Below are 20,917 nucleotides of genomic sequence, written 5' to 3'. Positions count from 1 at the left end.
CAGAGCTTTATGCACAAGGTTAAAAAAGCACCGATCACAGAATATTGAGTCAAGATATTTATTTCATTTTTTTGTATTGCAACTTTTATTCTGTCGAGCTATAGCCACGTAAAAAATGTGATTTTAATAACACTTTATAAGCTTTAGAATGGGTTTAGTTTGAATGACTATCGGTAGCGACATGTCACAGAATACAACAAACTTTCAGTCACCTCGCGTCGCAATCATTGGCGGCGGCGTTGCCGGTGCAACAGCTGCGGTTCATTTAGGTGAACTGGGCGTCAATGTACTGTTACTGGAAAAAGGTCCGAGTTTAGTGAACGGACCGCCAATTTGTCACCTCCATGCCGGGGGTAACTTATACAGAGAAATTTCAGAGCAACAATGTATTGAATTGTTGCGTCAGTCGGTTGAAACGATCCGTCTGTATCCGCATACCTTGAATAAGCGCCCAACGGTGATTGCTGTTCCGGATACCGATTCAGGAGAGCCACAAGATATCATTCCTCGTTTGGATACCATTCAGGCATGTTATCAACAGTTGGTCGATGAGGACCCTCGTAACCAGATTATGGGTGATCCTCAGCAGTATTATTCGATTTACCAACGTGAGCAGTTAGAGATCTTAGCTAACCAAGTTCAACCGAAAGAACCGCTAAGCAGCGAAGAGTGGTTGATTCCGTTTGCCAAATACGCAGACTTGAATTCGATTAAGTACCCTGTAGTGGTTGTTCATGAGTATGGCTGGAGTGTATTTCGACTTGCAGCGAGTGCAGAGCTAGCGCTAAGTGCTATGGCTAACTGTCAGGTAAAGACTCACGCCACTTTAGTTAGTGCGGAATACAACGGGCAATGTTGGCAGCTTACGTATGTGGGTAATGATGGACAGCATCATCAAGTTGAAGCCGACTATCTGATCAATGCTTGTGGTTATGAGACGGGTAAAGTCGATGACATGACGTGTTATCAGCGTAAGCGCATGGTTGAATTTAAAGCGGCTTATGTCACTCACTGGACGCAGTGCCAACATGAGTGGCCTGAAGTGGTATTTCACGGAGAACGTGGTACGCCACGAGGCATGGCGCAGCTAACACCTTATGCCGATGGTGTGTTTCAGTTACATGGTATGACGGAAGATATCACTTTGTTTAAAGATGGTTTGGTAACCTCTGAGGACAATTCTTCTCAGCCAGTTCTGCCTAAATATCTGCAGCGCAAAATACTTGAAGGCTGGCAGAGTGATGCTCTTAATGAAAGAACTCACAAAGCCATTCGACATATCAGTCAGTTTATGCCCGAATTTGAGAGTGCGCAGGTCGGTGGTAAACCGTTGTACGGTGCTCAGCAAATTCCGGGATATGATGCGACTCTGCGGGCTGCAGATGTGACATTTGAAGACAACAACTATGCTCGAATGGAAGTTGTGAAAGGGTCGTCTGCGTTAGAGGCGGTGAGAAAGATAGTTTCCAATTGGCAGCTTGTGAAAGCACTATCGGATAAGTCAATTGAAGAACAGCACCCGATCAGCATGTCGTTGACGCCCAACGATATTGAATCGAGAGCGAAGCGACTAGCGCAAGAGCGAGGATACCCTCAAGCTTTAGCCAAGTTTGTCGGTATGAAATAACCTGATATCTGCCAGCCCCAGCGTGTGTACCTACAATGGGGCTAATTTCTAGATATCTAGCCTAAGCATCCAGTTGGGCTCTTATTTTAGCGATAAGCTCGATGGCGGCTTCATTATCACCGTGAACACAAATCGTGTCGGCTTCAATTGGGATAATCGCCCCGTCAGATGTACTGACTTTGCCATATTCTGCGATCTGTTTAATTTGACTCAAGATAGCGTCTTCGCTGGTTAATACCGCATTTGGCGAAGAGCGAGGTGTTAATAGCCCGTTCGATAAATAGGTTCTATCGGCAAAAGCTTCAAACAGCAGTGGCACATCGTAACTGTCTGCAATATCTAAATAACGTTGATTGTTTCCTGAAGCCAATATCATTAAAGGGATATTGAAACATGAAACAGCATCAGTGACTGCCCGAAACACATCTTCATTTTTCATCATGTCATTGTATAAGGCGCCATGAGGTTTAACGTATGTGACTTCAGTATTCTTGCTTTCACATAGCGCTTTTAGTGCGCCAATTTGATAGATCAGAATCTCGCAAATTTCTTCTTCTGAAAACGACATTGAACGTCGCCCAAATCCTTGCAAATCTGGATAGCCAGGGTGCGCACCAATCTGAACATCATGTTGAATCGCGTAATCAATGGTTCGGCTCATGACATGCGGGTCGGAAGCGTGAAAGCCGCACGCAATATTGGCCATATCGACCCATGGCATTACCAATTCGTCGTTGCCCATGCGCCAATGACCGAAACTTTCGCCCATGTCGCAGTTAAGAGTGATAGTCCGTTTTTTCACGTGAATCATCGTTCCTTAGTATTTAAGCTACTATAAAATACAGAATTAATTATAAATAAACAGCGATAAAGCTCATCGTTTATTGCATGCATTACATGATTGAAGGCTTGCTTAGCTGATAACTGGTTTAGCCAATACATTAGTCCCTACTGAACGCCCATACACATGGAAGAGATCGTAAATGAAAAAAGCGACGTGTATTTATACAACGTTAGTTTTTATTTCAGCAGCAGGATACGCTGACGACAATGTCCTTGAGCATCTTATGAGCCTTTCGATTGAAGAGCTCTCAATGTTGAATGTTCAAATGGAAACAGCCACTAAATCGTCGCGGCGATTAGCGGATATCCCGTCTTCAGTTTATGTGTTGAGTAATGAACGCATCATTCGAAGTGGTGCGCGTACTATCCCCGATGCGCTAGCACTGGTTCCGGGGCTGCATGTTTCCAAGTTCTCAGATACCGAGTGGATAGTCTCCGCACGAGGCTTTCACGATGGGCTTTTTAATAAGCAGCTTGTCATGATTGATGGACGCAGTGTCTACAGTCCTCTCTATGGCGGAGTTTATTGGGCAGACATCGATTATGTTCTGGAAGATATAGACAGAATAGAAGTGCTTCGGGGACCAAGTGCAGCGTTGTGGGGCGGTAATGCGGTGAATGGCGTTGTTAATATCATCACAAAGTCGGCAAAAGAAACTCAGGGAACCTATGTAGCGGCTGGATGGGCAGAAGGTGGTGATTACGATGCAAGTGTCAGACATGGGCTGCAATGGAGCGAGGATGTTAGCGCAAGAGCGTTTTACAAAAGACGTCAGCTACGCAATGATCGGAAAAATTCTTACCCTGACTGGACTTTAGAGACGGCAGGTATTGTCACTCAATCAGATGACGATAGCGATGCTTGGGCTTTTCGTCTCGGAGGTGAGCGTCTGACCTATAGCCAGGATTGGTATCAGCTACATTATTCAAACGGCTATTTAGATTCCGTTGATCTCGTTGAGCAACACGTTGATAGTTATTCTTTTTATACACAACTTAGTTACGATAAACAGCATTCGGACAAACTGGTCGGAAACTATCAAGTTTGGCTTGAACGTAACTCGAATGAAATGGCAGATGGAGCTGGACTGTCCAATACCTTTGATTTGGATTTTAACTACAACTATCAGATAAATGATGAACATCTACTCACTTATGGTGGTGGTTATCGTCTCGTCGAAGTCGAGTTCTTTCATCCATTTGAGGGTGTCGATTTCAATAACTTGCCTAATTATCAACGTTACGCCTTTCATCAGAGAGATGTGGATAGTATCGCAAACTTATACCTACAATCTGAGAGAACATGGAATAGTAAATGGAAGACAGTCGCTGGCGTGAAACTGGAGTACTTTGAGCTTTCAAATCAGTTTGAAATCTCGCCTCAGTTGCGAGCGCTGTTGACGATAGATGCCAATCAAACAGCTTGGGTGGGGTATGGGCGAGCTTCTGTGGCTCCTTCATATTTGACATCTAATACTTACCTCATCACAAATTACTATGATGCCAATCAAGATAGGTACCTTACGGAAGTGATGCTTGGTGAAAGCAATATGAAACCCGAAAGCGTCAGTACATATGAAGTTGGTTATCGTTATGATTCAGCGACAGGCTTTGAATTTGATGCAATATTCTTTCTAAGCCAACATAAATATGTGCGAGGACGAGATAGTGTGGTTATATCCGGTGTACCAGATCAGGTGGTTGGTTTAGCCGTTACCGATGACTATTCGCTTGATACTCATGGTGTGGAGTTAAGTGCTGGGTATATCGCTTTAGAAAATTTGCGTTTCTATCTAAGTTACAGTTATTTGCATGCTAAAGGCGAATGGAATGGTGGGCGTTACTCTAACGGCAGCTTTGAAAGCTGGTATGACATAGATGCTCAGCACAATACAAGCTTACAGACGCTTTGGGATATTTCTACCCAGTGGAAGCTAGATTTTATCGTTCGTGGTCACTCGATTAAATACGATGACTATTACCCGCAAATCCCAAATTATATTGCTTTTGATGCTCGGTTAGCGTGGCAGGCAAATTCGAAGGCACCTAGATTAGAACTTATTTTGCAAAATATTGGGGAGAAAGATGGATATAGAACCGATTGGATTAGCACAATTAATGAAGAAACTGGAGTGCTAAAGGCTTCTTATGAGTTTTAATTTACATCGCGCTTGGGTATTGATGTTAATGCTTTTTTCAAGCGTGTCTTATGCAGCCTATGATCCAACGGATATTAAAGCGGTTTATATTTTCCGTATTTCAAATTTCATCCACTGGAACAGCGAAAGTGAGATGACCAATATAGAATTCTGCATTGTCGGCAACGATAAAATCGCGTCAACTTTGGAAAAAATTACCCAAGATAAAACCGTTCGCCAGTTGCCTCTTTCTGTTACCCCTTTTTATAGGGAGCAATGTGACATTCTCTTTGTGGATGCTAAGAGTGAATTAAATCTTGCTGATGTTTTGCCACACACGGTTGTCATTAGTGACAATCAATCCATAGGTTCCCAAGGTGGAACCATAGAATTAGCGACATTAGAAGGTAAAGTAAAACCGAAGATCTACATGGCCAATATAGGTGCCTATTCAATTTCTTCCAGTTTGTTACGCATAGCTATCATTGAAGATGGGGAGAAAATATGAACTCGCTATCTTTAAGATTTAAACTCATCCTTCCGATTTTCTTTCTGATGTCGTCCATTTTCTGTATTGCACAGTGGTTTAGTTTTCAGAAAGATATTGAGCAGAAAGAGGAAAGTCTAATCGAACGCGTTCATGTGTTATCGAAAGGCGTATCCTATAACTTGCAAGCGGCCATTTTGTTTGATGATCAACTCATCGCTCAGGAAATTCTGTCCGCTTTTGCGGTCGACGATGATGTTGTGCGGGTTAAACTGTTTGATCAAGAAAACCAGTTGTTTGCCTTGTATGAGAAAGTGGGCAGTGATGCACCGATTCCCAACGAGATTCTACGTAAAAAAGCATTGCAGAATGAGTATGCTATCTCAGACCAATATATCTACCTTACCGTTCCGATAGAAATTGAAGGGCTGACAGTTGCTTCATTAAGTGTAACGGTTTCGGCAAAGTCATTACGTGAAATATATGAGACAGCGCTTAATGATGCATTGTTCTTTTTTACTGTGTTGACGCTTTCTGGTATTGCGCTCTATCAGCTAGTACAAAATCTGATCGTAAAACCGGTGTATTCGCTAAATCATGCAATGAAAGCATACATTGAAAACCGAGAGCGAAATGTAGATATCGATTGCAAGTCCACAGATGAAATCGGTGATTTGGTGAGCGCATTTAACACTATGCTTGACACGATTGAAGCACACGAAGAACAAGACAGAAACACGCTCGCAAAGTTGGAGCAAGAGAAGTCGTTTGCCAATGAAGTGGTCGATACTGTCCAACATGGTTTAATTGTGGTGAATAGTAATGGCGAAATTATCATGTCAAATGGCGAAGCTAGTCGGGTTTTCCATCATTCATCACTGGGGCTGTTAGGGCAAAATATTATTGATATTTTACAAGTAGAGAACGATTCCATCATCGATTCAGCGTTAAATGAACATAAGCAGCTAGATGAAGAACTCATAGTCAGGCAAAACGGCAATAATACTCAACAGTTACTGCGAGTCAGTAGTCGCCCGCTATCCAGACCTGACCAAACTTTGTTCGCGATTGAAGATGTGACTGAAATTGAAGTTGCACTTAGACGTCAAAGGTTAGCGGCAGGCGTGTTTGAAAATAGCCAAGACGGGATAATTCTACTTAATCACCAAGGTGTGATCACCGTGATTAACCCTAAGGTGACCCAATTGCTTGGTTATAGCAACGAAGATGTAATGAACAAACCGATTGATGAAGTCTTGGCTTGGAATCAATTCAGCTCTTTGCTGCCAAGTATCGAACAGTCGTTGGAAGAGTTTGGGCAGTGGCAAGGAGAGGTGTGGGAGAGGCATACGGATGGACACCTAGTTCCCCTATTTGCCAAAGTTAATCGTATTGCTAAATCTGACCTGTCTAAAGGACAGGATATGGTTATCATCATTTCAGATCTTTCCAATGTAAAAGAGATGGAACGATTAGAATATCTTGCGCATCATGACTCACTAACAGGTTTGGCTAATCGCTCTAAGTTGTATCGAGTACTCAACGACATCATTGCCGAGAATCAAGTGTCATTTCGTCCTTTCTCTTTGCTTTACCTTGATTTAGATGGTTTTAAGCAGATTAATGATACTTATGGTCACTCAGCTGGAGATGAAGTTCTCAAGCAGGTGTCTGAGCGATTACTTTCTCAGGTTCGCAGTCAGGATCTTGTTGCCCGTTTGTCTGGTGATGAATTTGTTATTGTGATCAATCCGAGTGAACGAGAAAGTGTCGAGCTGATGTCACAAAGGTTGATTAAGCTGATTGAGCAAGATATTCAATACAAACAACACAGTGTTAATGTCGGGGCGAGCATAGGCGTATACTTCATTGACAGCAATGAAGATAGCTTAGACGCGATGATCAAAATGGCGGATAACGCTATGTATAAGGCAAAAAATTTAGGTAAAGGTCAATTTGTGCTTATTGATAAATCAACACAAGAATTGATGTAAACGGCACAGATGACAACAAATTTGATAAATGGTTAGGTAAGCAGCGTGAGGCTGCTCTGATGGAGAGAATAATGAACGTATTAGTGACTGGTGGCATGGGGTATATCGGTAGTCATACATGCATCCAGATGATTCACGCAGGTATGACGCCAGTGATCTTGGACAACCTATACAACAGTAAATCAACAGTGCTTGATCGTATCGAGAAAGTGGCTGGGGTAAAACCTAAGTTTGTTGAAGGTGATATCCGTAACAAAGCCTTGATGGTGGAATTACTGACTGAGAACAACATTGACGCCGTCATTCATTTTGCAGGTTTAAAAGCAGTGGGAGAATCGGTCCAGAAACCGCTGGAATACTACGATAACAACGTTAATGGGACTCTAGTTTTAGTTTCAGCGATGCGAGAAGCTGGCGTGAAATCGTTAGTTTTTAGTTCTTCCGCTACAGTTTATGGTGATCCTGCATCTGTACCTATTACAGAAGATTTCCCAACCAGTGCGACGAATCCGTATGGTCGCAGTAAACTGATGGTGGAAGAGTGTCTGACTGATTTTCAAAAAGCAAACCCTGATTGGAGCATTACTCTACTGCGTTATTTCAATCCTGTGGGTTCGCATCCGTCGGGCGAACTGGGTGAAGATCCACAAGGTATCCCTAATAACCTAATGCCATTTGTCTCTCAGGTTGCAGTAGGGCGTAGAGAGTTTCTTTCTGTGTTTGGTAGCGACTACCCAACTAAAGATGGTACGGGTGTCCGTGATTACATTCACGTGATGGATTTGGCCGATGGTCATATTGCAGCACTGCAGAAAGTGGGTGATAAAGCGGGCTTACATATCTACAACTTAGGAACAGGCGTAGGCTATAGCGTGCTAGATATGGTGAAGGCGTTTGAGCTGGCTTCTAACAAACAAGTGCCTTACAAGCTGGTGGATAGACGACCAGGTGACATTGCAGAGTGCTGGGCTGATCCTGCGAAAGCAGAGCAAGAGTTAGGTTGGAAGGCTTCACGTACACTTGAAGAGATGACTCAAGATACGTGGCGCTGGCAGTCGAATAATCCGCGAGGTTATCCTTCAGCCTAATGCTCTATACAAATAAAAAGCGGCCTTCTGGCCGCTTTTTATTTGTATAGAGAAACCTCCAGCTAGGCTGGGGGCATTTCTAAAACAACATCTGTTTGTATCAATTGGTGCGGTAGCGGCTCAAGGTTTCTACTAAGTTACGAGTGGCTTGAGCAATATTACGAATACCTATAGAAGACTGCTCCGCTACACCACGAATGGTATTTGATTGATTGCGGATATCACTCAGTTCAGAAGCGATGTCATTTGCAACTGAGCTTTGCTCATCTGCTGATGTTGAAATCTGAATACTCAGGTCGTTAATCAGGTTTGCCGATTCAGCGATGAGATTTACATCGTTACCAATCTCTGTGACTAACTGGCTGCTGGTTTGCGCTTGGCTGACTGTTTGATCAGTAATTTTTGCAATGTTCTGCGTCTCGCTTTGCAGCTTACCTATCATGGTCTGAATCTCAACCGTTGCTGCTTGTGTGCGGCTTGCCAATGTACGAACCTCATCCGCAACGACAGCAAAACCTCGGCCTTGCTCACCAGCGCGTGCAGCTTCGATTGCTGCATTAAGGGCAAGAAGGTTGGTTTGTTCAGAAATCGCGTTGATAGTGGTAATCACATCATTAATCTTGATGGCATTTTCATTCAGTGTTGTCACTGACGAAGAGGTTTGAGCAATGTAGCCCGTTAATTGTTCAATTTCACTGATCGCTTGCTGAACTCTCTTGTGGCTACTGCTGACTTGTTCAGAATCATTTTCAGTTTGCTGAGTCGCTTTTAGAGCAATGTTTGAAACTTCGTGCGCTGAAGCCGTCATCTCTTCCATTGCCGTCGCTACAGAATCTAATGAAGAGTATTGTCTCTGGATTTGTGTTTCGCTTTCGCGCATCTCTTCAGCAAAAGAAGCTGACGTTTCGCTTAATGTTGTTGAGTTATCTTTTACTGCGACTACAAGATCAGTCAAGGTATCCATCGCGTTATCTAATGCACAACCGATAGTACCAAACTCATCACGGCCAGCATGGAATCCTAAACGTGAAGTTAAGTCACCTTGAGCAATTTTTTGCGTCGTAGTGTAAAGAACCCAAAGAGCGCCACCGATAAATGTCGCGACCCAGTAGATAAAAATAGCGAACGGGATTACCCACAGAAATGAAAGTAGGAAAGTAGTGAAGGCTTCCGAACGGGCATTTTGCTCACGTTTAGCAAAATCATCGGTAAGCGCATAAATTTTGCCATCGGATGCTTTCGCAGTCGCTGTTACCACACCGTTGTTATATCGAGTCTCGCTTAACGATGAGCGAACTTCTAAACCCGAAACTTTGCTGATATTTGATTGGGAGACAATACCTTGCAGTTTGTATTCAACAGCGAGTTTTGATTGCTGTTCAATATTGTCCAAAGTATCGAAATAGCGAGCGCCCGAGATGCTTGCGATCGCTAATAGAAACAGTGTGAAGACAACCCACATTTTATCGTTGATAGACATCTTGATAAACACGCGGTCTATCGTTCGGAACTCAACTTCTTTCATTGTTACTCCGAGAGGCAAATTTAAGAGATTCTTGTGTAGCTAGTATCCTACTATTTATGTGCTATACGTCGTATTTAAATTTGCAATAAATGTAAGATAAATTTTATAAATGAGATTTAGATCAACTAGTGTTCCGGAAATAAAAAAGGGTCAAATACATCTGTATTTGACCCTAAAAGATTTTATTAATTATTTAACCCAGTGATGGGAGAACACCAGCTGTAATCAGTAGTTGTGAACCGATGATCACTATTCCGACCACACCCGTTGCTACTAGAGCGACGTTGCCGCCACCAACTTGGTAATGGTTTGCTGTTGCTGTTTGGCGAACTCGCACAACCATGACTAGTGGCAGGAAGATAGCTAAAACCGCAAGAGCAATCGCTGCGTATCCTAGAGCCATGATAAAACCTTGAGGGTAGTACAAAGCAAAGATCAGCGGAGGTGTGAAAGTTACAAGCGAAGCTGCAATTCTGTTCATGCCGCCGTTTTTCTTACGAATCGTGTCACCCATGAATTCAAACAGACCTAAACTTACACCCAAAAACGAAGTAAGCAGTGCGAGATCGGCAAAGATACCAATGATGTTACCAAGATTTGATTGATGAACTGTTTGAGAAAGCGTTGAGATTAAAGCACTCAAACCAGCATTGCCAATAAGGTCTGGTTGACTAACCACACCAAGTGTTACTACTTGCCAGAAGATGTAAATGATCAAAGGAATAGCAGAACCAACAATGATCGCTTTACGTAAAGAAGGCGTGTGACCATCCAAGTAATTCACGATTGCAGGTATGCTGCCGTGAAAACCAAATGATGTAAAAATTACAGGGATAGAAGCAACAATCAATCCTTGGCCGACAGGCATACTGAGTAAGTATGATTGTGTCACGTTAGGTGCAAGAAACGTCAGCACCACAACCATTGCAATGATTTTACCTGCAAACAAAAGGCGGTTAACTTTATCAACCGTCGCTGTACCGATAGTCACAACAGCAGCAACGATTAAAGTGAAAACTAGAGTGCCGATTTGACCATTGATCTCAGCGCCCGTAAAACTTGCAATGCGGTTAGTAAACTGAGCGCCGCCACCTGCGATATACGCAGCACATAAGGCGTAAAACAAGAATAGCATGGCAAAAGTCGCCACCCATTTCCCTTTATCGCCTAAAATTTGTTTCGCTAGGGTATGTAATGTCGCATCCTTATCTGCGTACTGATGGATCTCCACCATAAGTAATGCTGTAAATGACATCAATGCCCAAAGACCAAGCATGATAATCAGAGAGGTTGAAAACCCAATTCCTGCGGATGCAAGTGGCAGAGCAAGCATACCTGCACCAATGGTGGTGCCCGCAATAATCAAAGTACTGCCCAAAAGCTTTGATTTCATCATTTTGTAAACTTATCTTTACTGTAGTTGTGTTGCTTAAGATTATGTTCGAATTGTGACCAGTTAAACTGGTTTTATTCGCTGGTTTTGCGACATTTTGTAGAACTTATTTGTAAACGTCAATCAATTTGTACAGATTAAATCCTGTATATGTAAATTTATGTTTACATTAATTCTAATGGTAGAACGCTATGGACTAGGTGTTTCGGTTTTTAATTCAACCGCTAAATATGAATACACTTATAATCAAGCGAACAATCAAAGAAAGAGTTTAAGTTTTTACTATGAATTATCTTGCTCATTTACATATAGCAGAAGCATCAGACAGTAATTTACTCGGCAATCTGTTGGGGGATTTTGTCAAAGGTAATCCGAGTGAGCAGTTTTCAGAAGATATTGTGCAAGGTATCCGGCTTCACAGATGGGTAGATGCTTATACAGATAGCCATGAGGTCATGATTCTCGCTAAAGCCTTGTTCCCATCAACAACTCGTCGTTTCTCACCTATTGCATTAGATATGTTTTGGGACCACTGTTTAGCCAAGCATTGGCAGCGTTTTCATTTACAGTCTTTACGGCAGTTTGTATTAGATGCGGAAAGGAAAATTAAGATTGACCACTCTTCGTCTTTACCCGAGCGTTATATGATGGTGAGCGACAAAATGTGGCAAGGGCGCTGGTTAGAGTCATACGCAGATTTTGAGAATATCCATTTCGCATTGCAACGCATGTCTTTGCGAAGAGAGAGAATGAAACCTTTAGCTGAATGTTATGTCAGCCTTGAAGATTCCTATCAGGAGCTAGAGTCGCTTTTCTTTTCACTCTATCCACAAGTATTAGAGAAAGCCAAAAGCATTCGCTTTTGATACAATCCGCCGCCCATCCTAGCAGCCAATGTTTTTATGTGTTTACCAATACAATCTTGGCGAGCTTTAGGTAATGAAATTTATATAGCTGAATTAATTGGTATCCGATGTCTGAACAAACTCCTACCTTTCAAGAATTAGGTATTCAACCTGCTTTAGTGGCAACGCTAGCCAGTGTTGGTATAGAAATTCCAACAGCTATCCAAACGCAGGCAATTCCTCAAGTATTAGAGGGGCGTGATGTATTGGCTGGTGCTCAAACGGGAACGGGTAAAACGGCCGCGTTTGGTTTGCCTCTCATACAGCGTTTTATTAATAACCCTTCTGATCCTGAAAGAAAAGGTAAAGACATTCGCTCATTGGTGTTGGTACCAACACGAGAGTTGGCGCAACAAGTCTTTGATAATTTGACTGCGTATGCCAAAGGTCAAAACATCAAGATTGTGACCGCTTATGGTGGTACAAGCATGAAAGTACAGGTGAATAATCTCCGTGGCGGTGCAGACATTCTTATCGCTACACCGGGGCGTCTGTTGGATCATGCCCATGTTAAAACGTTGTATTTGGGTACGGTTGAAGTTTTGGTTCTGGATGAAGCCGATCGCATGCTGGACATGGGTTTCATGCCAGATATTCAAAGAGTGCTTCGTAAGCTGAATCGCGCTCGCCAAACGCTGTTTTTTTCCGCAACATTTGATAAAAAGATCAAAGAACTCGCATACCGAATGATGATGGAACCTGTTGAAGTACAGGTATCGCCAAGTAACTCAACGGCGGCAACGGTTAAGCAGATGGTTTACCCAGTGAACAAAAAGCGCAAGAGAGAGTTGCTAGCTTATCTGATTGGTTCAAGAAACTGGCAGCAAGTCCTAGTGTTCACAAAAACAAGGCAGGGCAGTGATGCGCTTGCTGCAGAGTTAAAACTTGACGGCATAAAAGCAGCGTCTATCAATGGTGATAAGAGCCAAGGAGCAAGACAGAAAGCGCTTGATGACTTTAAAGCCGGCAAAATACGTGCATTGATTGCGACTGACGTTGCTGCCCGAGGCTTAGATATTGAACAGCTAGAGCAAGTGGTGAACTACGACATGCCTTTTAAAGCTGAAGATTACGTACACCGAATTGGTCGTACTGGTCGAGCAGGTAAAGAGGGCTTAGCTGTATCGTTGATGAGTCAAGACGAAGAGCCGTTATTACATGCAATTGAACGTTTATTAGATGAAAGGCTGCCGCAAGAGTGGTTGCAGGGATTCGAGCCGAGTATTGAACCAGTCTTTGATGATAGCCAACCTGCAAAGCGCAACAGTCGCTCAGCGGAGAAACGTAAAATGAAAGCGAAGTTGAAAATCCATGCCAGCCGAGGAAAGAAAAAGTAGGCGGTTAGGACGCTAAACAAACTCCGAGTAAAACGATAAGGGCTGCGTAACGCAGCCCTTATGCTATTGATTGGCGCTAATGCGCTTCTCGCACTCTTCTTCCCAGTCATAACGAACTTCGTACACCAGCTCTTTTACGCTGTTTGGACGCATGACATCTTGCTCAGGAATGCTGAACTTGTGAATCATGATGTCATTGAACAGTGACCAGTGTTTCAATAGGCAAATATCTAAATCACGAGTTTCATCCGCCCATGTTTCTTTCATAAATGGAGTTAAGCTTGCTGCACCATGGCTAAACATGATCATTTGCCACTTTATTTCCCATACCTTAATCGGCGCGTTTGGGTACTCTTTGTTGTACAAGTCGGCTAAGCCTTCAATAATCTCTTCTAGCTCACCTGCAGTATCAATAAAGTAATCAAACAAGGCTCCTTCTTGACGGACTGCGTCAGCAATAAACTGAATCGGTTGTTTAATGATGAGGCTGTGCGCCAGCAGATACATGGTAAACCGATAGAGTTTTACGTTTACCGCGGTATCGTCAGGTATTTCAGATAATACTTTGCGTAAATAAAACTCCATATAACTGTGCATGCCATCACTGATGTAACGCCATATTTTTTCTTTGCTGCCAAAGTGGTGACGTATCAGGCTGTGTGATATACCAGCTTTCTCACTGATATTACGTAACGAAACACGAGCGTAGCCTAGCTCGCAAAATAAATTGGTGGCTTCCCGGAGAATATGCAGTCGAGTTTTATGGGCATCATCTGCGCTACGACGCCCTTGTTTTTTATCAGTCATATTGTGGTCTGTAGACCTTTTAAGGTTAAACGTTGTTCGATTAAACGAATTTAACCGAACCTTCGGGTAGCAGTACTGAGTTGTTTGTTCTGCGTTATCGCTTAGATGCTAAGAGTGTTTCACGCCATCGTCGTGGCCATGTATGAATAACTCATAAGTTGCGGTAATAAACATTGCAAAAGGTCAACAGACTCAATTCATTCATTGCTGTGTATGAGCGACCTTTTACCAGAATTTACGGAAATTTTCACGGAAAAGAGAGTTATCAATAATCCAATTGTGCGCTGATACGCAGCATAAGAGGATTATTGATAAGAAAAACCTAAAGTAGAGAACTCAGTTTGTTGAGTAACAGATCAATGTCTTCGCGGGTAACATCTTGGTGTGTAACAAATCGAATAGGATTGCCCGGAGATACAATAATATTGTCTCGTTTTAGTTGATCAGCAATCGCATTGATATCAATATTTTCATCAACTTTTGCAAACACAATATTCGTCTGAACCCACTCTGGGTTTAATGAGAATCCCGGCAGTTGAGCAAGACCATAGGCCAAGTGTTTTGCATTGTCGTGATCGACTTTAAGCTGAGCCACTTGTTCTGTGAGAGCAAGTTTACCTGCCGCCGCCAAAATACCTGCTTGACGCATACCGCCGCCGAGCATTTTTCGAATACGCCTTGCTTTGGCAATGTATTCTTTGCTTCCTAATAGCAAAGAGCCAATAGGAGCACACAAACCTTTAGAAAGGCAAATGGTCATAGAATCAAAATACTGAGCAATGTTCTTTACGTCAGTATCCAATGCAACGGCTGCGTTATAAACGCGAGCACCGTCCAAATGCAGTTTGAGATTATGCTGATCGACGAACTCTCTCGCTTGCTTTAAATACTCCATTGGCAGAACTTTACCGTTAATAGTGTTTTCCAAGCTCAAGAGGCGAGTCCGTGCGAAATGAAAATCGTCGGGCTTGATTGCTGCTTTTAACTTTGCAAAATCAATTGTGCCATCAGGATTGTTTTCGATTGGCTGAGGTTGGATTGAGCCTAATACCGCCGCGCCACCGGCTTCAAATTTATAGTTATGCGCTTGTTGACCGCATAGATACTCATCGCCACGATCGCAATGAGACATTAAACCCAGCAAGTTCGCTTGTGTTCCTGACGTGGTGAACAGCGCAGCTTCAAAGCCGTGTCTTTCTGCTGCCCATGTTTCAAGTTCATTAACAGTAGGGTCATCACCATAAACATCATCGCCGACTTCGGCACGAGCCATTGCTTCGCGCATGGCTTGAGTAGGTTTAGTAACAGTATCAGAACGAAAATCCATCTTATTTCCTTATAACCAACTTAACTTATTATAAATATCCACATAGCTTCGCTTTGCTCAGGCAAGCGATAGTCTTTGAGTCTGTAATCTCGCCACTTATGATCTTTTGCTCAATTTCTGCCACTGAAAAAGTGATGACATCAATAACTTCATCATCGTCGCAGCTATACCTAGATGTTTTCACAAGGTTTTTCGCGATAAACAGATGCTGAATTTCGTCACAGAAACCCGCTAAAGGAGTGAACAGACCTAAACTAATAAAGGAATCACTGCTGTAGCCTGTTTCTTCTTCGAGTTCTCGTTGAGCGCAAACAAGTGGCGATTCTTGGTTTTCAATCGTTCCCGCCGGAAGTTCTAGTAGCCACTTTTTTAGCGAAGGTCGGAACTGATTGATCATGACAATTTGGTTGTCTTCAGTGACCGGAAGAATGACTGCGGCACCAGGATGCACAATAGTTGTGTGTTTGACGTTATTACCGTTGGGAAGTACGACATTCTCTTCAACAAGAGAAATGCGTTTCCACGTGTGTATGGTATTGCTCATACAAAAATAGTTCTTATCGGTGGAGGAGAGCCATTTTGGCGTAGTACGTCTACCATATCGTATTTGGTTGCAGAATCTCAATCGGAAATAAATTCAACGTTGAAAATTCATACGGTTGTTATGAGCGCTATGTCGCATAAGTGCAAACTATGATTACATCATTTTGCACATTAGGTAGATCTGATATAACAGTCCGTCCAAATTCGGATTATAGTTGTAACCAAATGATAACAAATGTGTAAAATTTCATATAAGAACGAATTTAGGTATTGCTTAGGAGTGCAAGCATGATCAGTCCAACTCAAGCCTCTCATGGACAAAAAGCGTTATTGTCAGAACGTATTAATAAGCTCTCCAAAGCTCTCTCTGATGGTGTTTACGAAAGAGAAAGTACCATTAAACTTTGCTTGCTAGCCGCACTAGCTGGTGAAAGTGTTTTCCTTTTAGGCCCTCCCGGCATTGCAAAAAGTCTTATCGCGAAACGACTCATTCAAGCTTTTGATAACAGCAGTTATTTTGAGTATTTGATGACCCGTTTCTCCACGCCTGAAGAAGTGTTTGGCCCACTCAGCATCCAAGAACTGAAAGATAACGGACGATATGTTCGTTTAACAAATGGTTATCTTCCTACCGCGCAGGTCGTTTTTCTGGACGAAATTTGGAAAGCGGGCCCTGCGATTTTGAATACGCTTCTTACGGTCGTTAACGAAAAAACATTTAAAAACGGCAGTGATATTGAGCGTGTACCGATGCGCTTATTGATCTCTGCATCCAACGAACTGCCTGATGAAGACAGCGGTCTTGAAGCCTTGTATGACCGGATGCTGGTGCGAGTGTTCGTCAACCGAATTCAGAACAAACAGAATTTCAAATCCATGCTAACAGTTGGAACGCCGCAAGAAGCACGTATTCCAGAAGGTTTGGCGATCACTGACCAAGAATATCATCAATGGCAACAACAGTTAGACAGCCTGACACTGAGCGACGACGTTTTTGAGAAACTCTATCAGCTTAAGAGTATGTTGGAATCAGCTGTGGAAGACAGCAATTTGTCGACTCATGACATGTATGTGTCTGACCGACGTTGGAAGAAAGCAGTGAAGTTGTTAAAGGCGAGCGCTTTCTTTAATGGTCGTGATGCGATTAATCCTTTGGATATTCTATTGCTGCAAGACTGTTTATGGAACAGCCCTGAGTCACGTGAAGTGGTTCATAGTGTCGTAAAAGAGTTCGCACTACGTTACGCCTTCGATCAAATGGAAGTTGAACATCAAATTTCACTTTGCCGCGAAGAGTTAGCCTCGATTCAGGATGAGCTGGAATCAGAGTTTGGCATGATGTTGTCGCTTGAGACGGCTACAGGCTTGATAAAGAAAAAAGTCATCAATCAGTACGATATCAAAGGCGCTAAGAGCTATAAAGTCGGTGCGGCTTATGATCTCGTTAAGCTGGTTTTATTGCAAAGTAATATGTCGGTGTCTGAGTCTGAGAAAGGGGACAGCCGATGGGTCTATGTTCCAAAGAGTGAATTAGAAAGAGTCATAAAAGATGGTGAAGGTGATGTCTACGGTTACGTCAACCAAAACACCAATATGTGCCGACTCAAATTCGATGTTGATGCGACAAACAATTTGGTGATTAAAGACATCGCCAACCGCTCTGTCATGGTGTCATTAGTGACAAAAGAGGGATTGGACCAAGGGTTGTATCAAGACTGGTTGGCAAAAACTGAGCAAGCGATGGCGCAGCTAAAACACGCAGAACATCATTTACGCAAAGTACGTTCTGTATTCCATGGAGCGTTGCCTCACAATTTTATTGACCCAACTTTACCAACAGCGATGGAAGCAACATTGCATATGCTTCAGCAGCTGTTGGAAGCGACACAAACTGAATGCGAGAAAAGCGCGCAGCGTTATCGAAATCTCGCTCAGTTTTTTGAATAGGAGGCATCATGCTTGGCGCTGATGGATTAAACCTCGCTCTTATGATTGCAGACAGCGGCATTATTGATACCGCAGTTAATGATCTCCTAGCTCGCTCACAAGTGATGTTGATGGCGGAAGATCGTGGTGTTCGGTCTACGGTAAAAAATCACTTATTGAAATGGCGTGGTAGCGTTAAAAAACGTATCACACGAGTATGTGAGACTGAGCGCTTTCAGCAAGAGCTTAGCTACTATCAAGAAGTGATTCACTGGGACGAAGAGACCTTTTTCGACCGCATTGATGATGTGATCAAAAAGCTTGAATGGCACTCCGCCTTCTATTTACAAGCACGACGTTTGATGGAAAAGAACAAGGGTATTTATAACCCTATGTTCCCTCATTTCTTTTGTGACCAATGGTACAAGTCATTAAGCGATGCAATTAAGCAAGCTCAAGTGATGGAACTGGAAACGAACAAAGAAAAACTCCTGACGGATCTTTATCAGCGTATGGAAACCATGCGCAATATGGATAAGGTCACCGAAGCGGGTGATGAAAGCAGTGTCGGCAGGTTATGGGATATGGCTTCTGCTAAATTAAGCCGCAGTGACTTGACGGTTATGAAGCGCCATGCTGAGTTTTTGAAAAAAAATCAAGCGTTGCAAGAGATAGCGGAAAGCTTAGGCCGAATGGCAAGTGACGTTGATGACCCAGATTTAAATCGCTCGCCTACCGAAGAGCCACAAATGGTGGAAGAGAAGTCCGATGAAGCGACAGATGACATTGTCGGTATTCATGAGAGTGATGATCTTAATAAGATGCTGCCAAATGAAACCCTCTTTCTCGCTTACCCAGAGCTTGAAGTGGTTTTCTATAAACACTTAGTTGATAAGCGTTTGATGAACTATCGGATGCAAGGAAAGTCACGCACACTTCGAAAAGTTCGTGCGCATAAGCCAGACAACAAAAAAGCGGATATCGAAAAAGGGCCTTTCATTGTCTGTGTTGATGCTTCAGGTTCAATGCATGGTTTCCCTGAACAGTGTGCCAAAGCAATGGCGTATGCACTGATGCAAATTGCTTTAGCCGAAGATCGTGATTGTTATGTCATGTTGTTTTCTACAGAACACATCACTTATGAATTGACCAAGCAAGATGGTTTACGCGAAGTGAGTGACTTTTTGAGCTACTCATTCCACGGTGGTACAGACTTAGAGCCTGTTCTGAAAAAGTCAGTGGAATTAATGGCTGACGGCACATATAAGAATGCCGATTTGGTGGTGATTTCTGACTTCATCGCGCCTAAACAGAACGAAGAAATTTTGGCTCGGGTTAATGGATTGAAGGCCGCAAAAAATCGCTTTCATGCCATCAGTTTGTCGCGCTATGGCAACCCAGAATTAATGAGTATGTTTGATCATTGCTGGCGTTATCATCCTAATATCTTTGGACGTATAGCAAAGCAGTGGTAACTGTATTCAGCAAGAATGTCAGTTAACCGTCACAACTAGTGCTGGTTAAAATCCGCAAAAGAAAAGGGAGGTTATAACCTCCCTTTGTGGTATCTAAGGCGATTTATTCAGTGCTTTTAATCGATGTTCGCCAGTAACTCGTAAGAACGTAGCTTAGCTTCATGTTCAAAAATCATGGCATTGACCATAATCTCATCGGCTTGAGTTCTGGAGACTAAATCCATTATTCGACTTTTCACTGTATCGACACTTCCGTGAATCGATTCGCGCAGCTGAGTCTGAATGTGATGCTTTTCATGGGGTAGCCAAAGCGGTTCCATACTTTTCACCGGAGGTGCAAGTTTGGTTCGCCCGCCTCTGATCATGGAAAGAAACTTCTGCTTTTCAGTGGTACCCAAATATTGGGCTTCAGCATCTGTTTCAGCCACTATGATGTTTACCCCGATCATGACATAAGGTTTATCAAGTTGGTCTGAAGGTCGGAAGTTATCACGATAAATCTCGATCGCTCTCAACATAGCGTCAGGGGCGAAATGCGCGGCGAACGCAAATGGCAGTCCTTTTATTCCCGCTAAACGAGCACTGTAGGTGCTAGAGCCCAACAACCAGATTGGTACTTTAGAGTTGTTGCCCGGATAAGCTTTTACTGGCTGGTTAGTCGAAATGGGTCCCATGAAAAACTGTAACTCTTCCAGTAGTTCATCGAAATCAGGGTCCATTCGATCCGGTTCTCTTCGTAAAGCATGCATGGTTGAATGGTCAGTTCCCGGAGCGCGACCTAAACCTAAATCAATACGATTCGGGTAGAGTGCTTCCAAAGTGCCAAATTGTTCTGCAATGACCAATGGGGCATGGTTAGGCAGCATAATTCCGCCTGAACCTAGACGAATCGATTGAGTATGTGCACCGACATGACTGAGCAAAACAGAAGTCGCTGCGCTCGCAATATCCGGCATGTTATGGTGTTCCGCCATCCAGAATCTCTCGTAGCCCAATTTCTCGGCGTGTTGTGCAAGTGAAACCGTATGTTGAAACGTTGTGTGGAAATTTGCGCCTTCAGAGACAGGCGCTAAATCTAAAATCGAGAGTTTTGGTAGAGACATAACAAACTTATCTGCAAGTAAATCAGGTTATCACTATGCCTCTTTCCAAAAATAAATAAAACCATGAGTTTTTGAAGGAATAGTAAGTAAACTCTTGGATCTTGTGTCGCCAATAAACGTTAATTATCAAGCGAAGATTCGCTGAGCATTTGTTCTTTTTGTGTGTCTTTTATGCGTGGTGGCATGTTTATTAGCCATTCAGTTGAAAAATATAGAATTTGTTATTGACCAACAAAATGAATCCGTTAAAGTACGCCTCGTTCACACAGCAATGTGGTGAACAGATGGTGTCACCATCGCAGTATGCGTTGCCCTGGTGGTGAAATTGGTAGACACAAGGGATTTAAAATCCCTCGACTTTCGAGTCGTGCCGGTTCAAGTCCGGCCCGGGGCACCATC

The 20,917-nt window shown here is 43.0% G+C and carries 16 protein-coding genes and 1 tRNA gene; 10 read left to right on the top strand and 7 right to left on the bottom strand.

The genetic code is table 11. The features are described from left to right. Positions 1-163: 163 nt before the first annotated feature. Complete coding sequence (locus L3V23_RS05305; protein ID WP_237291991.1) at positions 164-1,627, top strand: FAD-dependent oxidoreductase; 1,464 nt, start codon at positions 164-166, stop codon at positions 1,625-1,627. 61 nt (positions 1,628-1,688) lie between these two features. Here the strand turns inward: L3V23_RS05305 and L3V23_RS05300 are convergent, their stop codons facing one another. After that, positions 1,689-2,429, bottom strand: a complete 741-nt coding sequence (locus tag L3V23_RS05300; protein ID WP_102953700.1) for a 5-oxoprolinase subunit PxpA — start codon at positions 2,427-2,429, stop codon at positions 1,689-1,691. Between the two features lie 181 nt (positions 2,430-2,610). Here L3V23_RS05300 and L3V23_RS05295 point away from each other — a divergent pair, with 181 nt between their 5' ends. The 4 genes from L3V23_RS05295 (at position 2,611) to galE (ending at position 8,177) form a co-directional block, all read left to right on the top strand. After that, a complete protein-coding gene (locus L3V23_RS05295; RefSeq protein ID WP_102966879.1) occupies positions 2,611-4,629 on the top strand; it encodes a TonB-dependent receptor in 2,019 nt (672 codons plus the stop codon). After that, positions 4,619-5,116, top strand: a complete 498-nt coding sequence (locus L3V23_RS05290; protein ID WP_102953500.1) for a YfiR family protein — start codon at positions 4,619-4,621, stop codon at positions 5,114-5,116. The genes L3V23_RS05295 and L3V23_RS05290 overlap by 11 nt, the downstream gene beginning before the upstream one ends. Continuing rightward, positions 5,113-7,089: a diguanylate cyclase gene (locus tag L3V23_RS05285; protein ID WP_102966878.1), complete on the top strand. Its 1,977-nt coding sequence runs from the start codon at positions 5,113-5,115 to the stop codon at positions 7,087-7,089. Before L3V23_RS05290 ends, L3V23_RS05285 begins: the two co-directional genes overlap by 4 nt. Positions 7,090-7,160: 71 nt before the next feature. Continuing rightward, positions 7,161-8,177: a UDP-glucose 4-epimerase GalE gene (gene galE / locus L3V23_RS05280; protein WP_237291990.1), complete on the top strand. Its 1,017-nt coding sequence runs from the start codon at positions 7,161-7,163 to the stop codon at positions 8,175-8,177. A 100-nt stretch (positions 8,178-8,277) separates the two neighbouring features. On the opposite strand, the gene L3V23_RS05275 is transcribed toward galE, so the two are convergent. Together L3V23_RS05275 and L3V23_RS05270 are read right to left on the bottom strand one after the other, a co-directional pair. Next, positions 8,278-9,702: a methyl-accepting chemotaxis protein gene (locus L3V23_RS05275; protein WP_237291989.1), complete on the bottom strand. Its 1,425-nt coding sequence runs from the start codon at positions 9,700-9,702 to the stop codon at positions 8,278-8,280. Positions 9,703-9,895: 193 nt separating this feature from the next. Further along, positions 9,896-11,098: an aromatic amino acid transport family protein gene (locus L3V23_RS05270; RefSeq protein ID WP_237291988.1), complete on the bottom strand. Its 1,203-nt coding sequence runs from the start codon at positions 11,096-11,098 to the stop codon at positions 9,896-9,898. A 281-nt stretch (positions 11,099-11,379) separates the two neighbouring features. Between L3V23_RS05270 and L3V23_RS05265 the strand changes: the two genes are divergently transcribed. Next, complete coding sequence (locus tag L3V23_RS05265) at positions 11,380-11,961, top strand: ACP phosphodiesterase (protein ID WP_237291987.1); 582 nt, start codon at positions 11,380-11,382, stop codon at positions 11,959-11,961. 107 nt (positions 11,962-12,068) lie between these two features. Continuing rightward, positions 12,069-13,337, top strand: coding sequence for a DEAD/DEAH box helicase (locus tag L3V23_RS05260; RefSeq protein WP_237291986.1), 1,269 nt, complete (start codon positions 12,069-12,071; stop codon positions 13,335-13,337). Positions 13,338-13,400: 63 nt separating this feature from the next. Here L3V23_RS05260 and L3V23_RS05255 read toward each other — a convergent pair whose 3' ends face one another. The 3 genes from L3V23_RS05255 to L3V23_RS05245 all read right to left on the bottom strand — a co-directional run bounded on the left by L3V23_RS05255 (position 13,401) and on the right by L3V23_RS05245 (position 16,015). Beyond that, positions 13,401-14,144 (bottom strand): TetR/AcrR family transcriptional regulator, encoded by a 744-nt coding sequence (locus L3V23_RS05255; RefSeq protein ID WP_237291985.1) that lies wholly within the window; start codon positions 14,142-14,144, stop codon positions 13,401-13,403. A 322-nt stretch (positions 14,145-14,466) separates the two neighbouring features. Beyond that, entirely contained in the window at positions 14,467-15,471 is a 1,005-nt protein-coding gene (gene ltaE, locus L3V23_RS05250; protein WP_102953492.1) for a low-specificity L-threonine aldolase, read from the bottom strand. A gap of 28 nt (positions 15,472-15,499) precedes the next feature. Next, positions 15,500-16,015 carry an NUDIX hydrolase gene (locus L3V23_RS05245; RefSeq protein ID WP_112403685.1) on the bottom strand — a complete coding sequence of 172 codons (516 nt, stop codon included), beginning with the start codon at positions 16,013-16,015 and terminating at the stop codon, positions 15,500-15,502. Positions 16,016-16,302: 287 nt separating this feature from the next. Here L3V23_RS05245 and L3V23_RS05240 point away from each other — a divergent pair, with 287 nt between their 5' ends. Together L3V23_RS05240 and viaA are read left to right on the top strand one after the other, a co-directional pair. Then, a complete protein-coding gene (locus L3V23_RS05240; protein ID WP_102953490.1) occupies positions 16,303-17,961 on the top strand; it encodes an ATPase RavA domain-containing protein in 1,659 nt (552 codons plus the stop codon). 8 nt (positions 17,962-17,969) lie between these two features. Further along, positions 17,970-19,415 (top strand): ATPase RavA stimulator ViaA, encoded by a 1,446-nt coding sequence (viaA, locus tag L3V23_RS05235; RefSeq protein WP_237291984.1) that lies wholly within the window; start codon positions 17,970-17,972, stop codon positions 19,413-19,415. 116 nt (positions 19,416-19,531) lie between these two features. Here the strand turns inward: viaA and L3V23_RS05230 are convergent, their stop codons facing one another. Then, positions 19,532-20,518: an LLM class flavin-dependent oxidoreductase gene (locus L3V23_RS05230; RefSeq protein WP_102966869.1), complete on the bottom strand. Its 987-nt coding sequence runs from the start codon at positions 20,516-20,518 to the stop codon at positions 19,532-19,534. Between the two features lie 310 nt (positions 20,519-20,828). Here L3V23_RS05230 and L3V23_RS05225 point away from each other — a divergent pair. After that, positions 20,829-20,915, top strand: a tRNA-Leu gene (locus tag L3V23_RS05225). Positions 20,916-20,917: the final 2 nt, after the last annotated feature.

Source organism: Vibrio sp. A1-b2 (genome assembly GCF_021726015.1).
Lineage (GTDB): Bacteria > Pseudomonadota > Gammaproteobacteria > Enterobacterales > Vibrionaceae > Vibrio > Vibrio diazotrophicus.
Note: the sequence above shows the minus strand (reverse complement) of the source record. Positions and strands in the feature narration are given on the sequence as shown.

Coding starts and splice junctions, on each gene's coding strand:
- L3V23_RS05305 (WP_237291991.1), top strand. CDS start 164: ATGACTATCGGTAGCGACATGTCACAGAATACAACAAACTTTCAGTCA.
- L3V23_RS05295 (WP_102966879.1), top strand. CDS start 2,611: ATGAAAAAAGCGACGTGTATTTATACAACGTTAGTTTTTATTTCAGCA.
- L3V23_RS05290 (WP_102953500.1), top strand. CDS start 4,619: ATGAGTTTTAATTTACATCGCGCTTGGGTATTGATGTTAATGCTTTTT.
- L3V23_RS05285 (WP_102966878.1), top strand. CDS start 5,113: ATGAACTCGCTATCTTTAAGATTTAAACTCATCCTTCCGATTTTCTTT.
- galE (WP_237291990.1), top strand. CDS start 7,161: ATGAACGTATTAGTGACTGGTGGCATGGGGTATATCGGTAGTCATACA.
- L3V23_RS05275 (WP_237291989.1), bottom strand. CDS start 9,702: ATGAAAGAAGTTGAGTTCCGAACGATAGACCGCGTGTTTATCAAGATG.
- L3V23_RS05270 (WP_237291988.1), bottom strand. CDS start 11,098: ATGATGAAATCAAAGCTTTTGGGCAGTACTTTGATTATTGCGGGCACC.
- L3V23_RS05265 (WP_237291987.1), top strand. CDS start 11,380: ATGAATTATCTTGCTCATTTACATATAGCAGAAGCATCAGACAGTAAT.
- L3V23_RS05260 (WP_237291986.1), top strand. CDS start 12,069: ATGTCTGAACAAACTCCTACCTTTCAAGAATTAGGTATTCAACCTGCT.
- L3V23_RS05255 (WP_237291985.1), bottom strand. CDS start 14,144: ATGACTGATAAAAAACAAGGGCGTCGTAGCGCAGATGATGCCCATAAA.
- ltaE (WP_102953492.1), bottom strand. CDS start 15,471: ATGGATTTTCGTTCTGATACTGTTACTAAACCTACTCAAGCCATGCGC.
- L3V23_RS05245 (WP_112403685.1), bottom strand. CDS start 16,015: ATGAGCAATACCATACACACGTGGAAACGCATTTCTCTTGTTGAAGAG.
- L3V23_RS05240 (WP_102953490.1), top strand. CDS start 16,303: ATGATCAGTCCAACTCAAGCCTCTCATGGACAAAAAGCGTTATTGTCA.
- viaA (WP_237291984.1), top strand. CDS start 17,970: ATGCTTGGCGCTGATGGATTAAACCTCGCTCTTATGATTGCAGACAGC.
- L3V23_RS05230 (WP_102966869.1), bottom strand. CDS start 20,518: ATGTCTCTACCAAAACTCTCGATTTTAGATTTAGCGCCTGTCTCTGAA.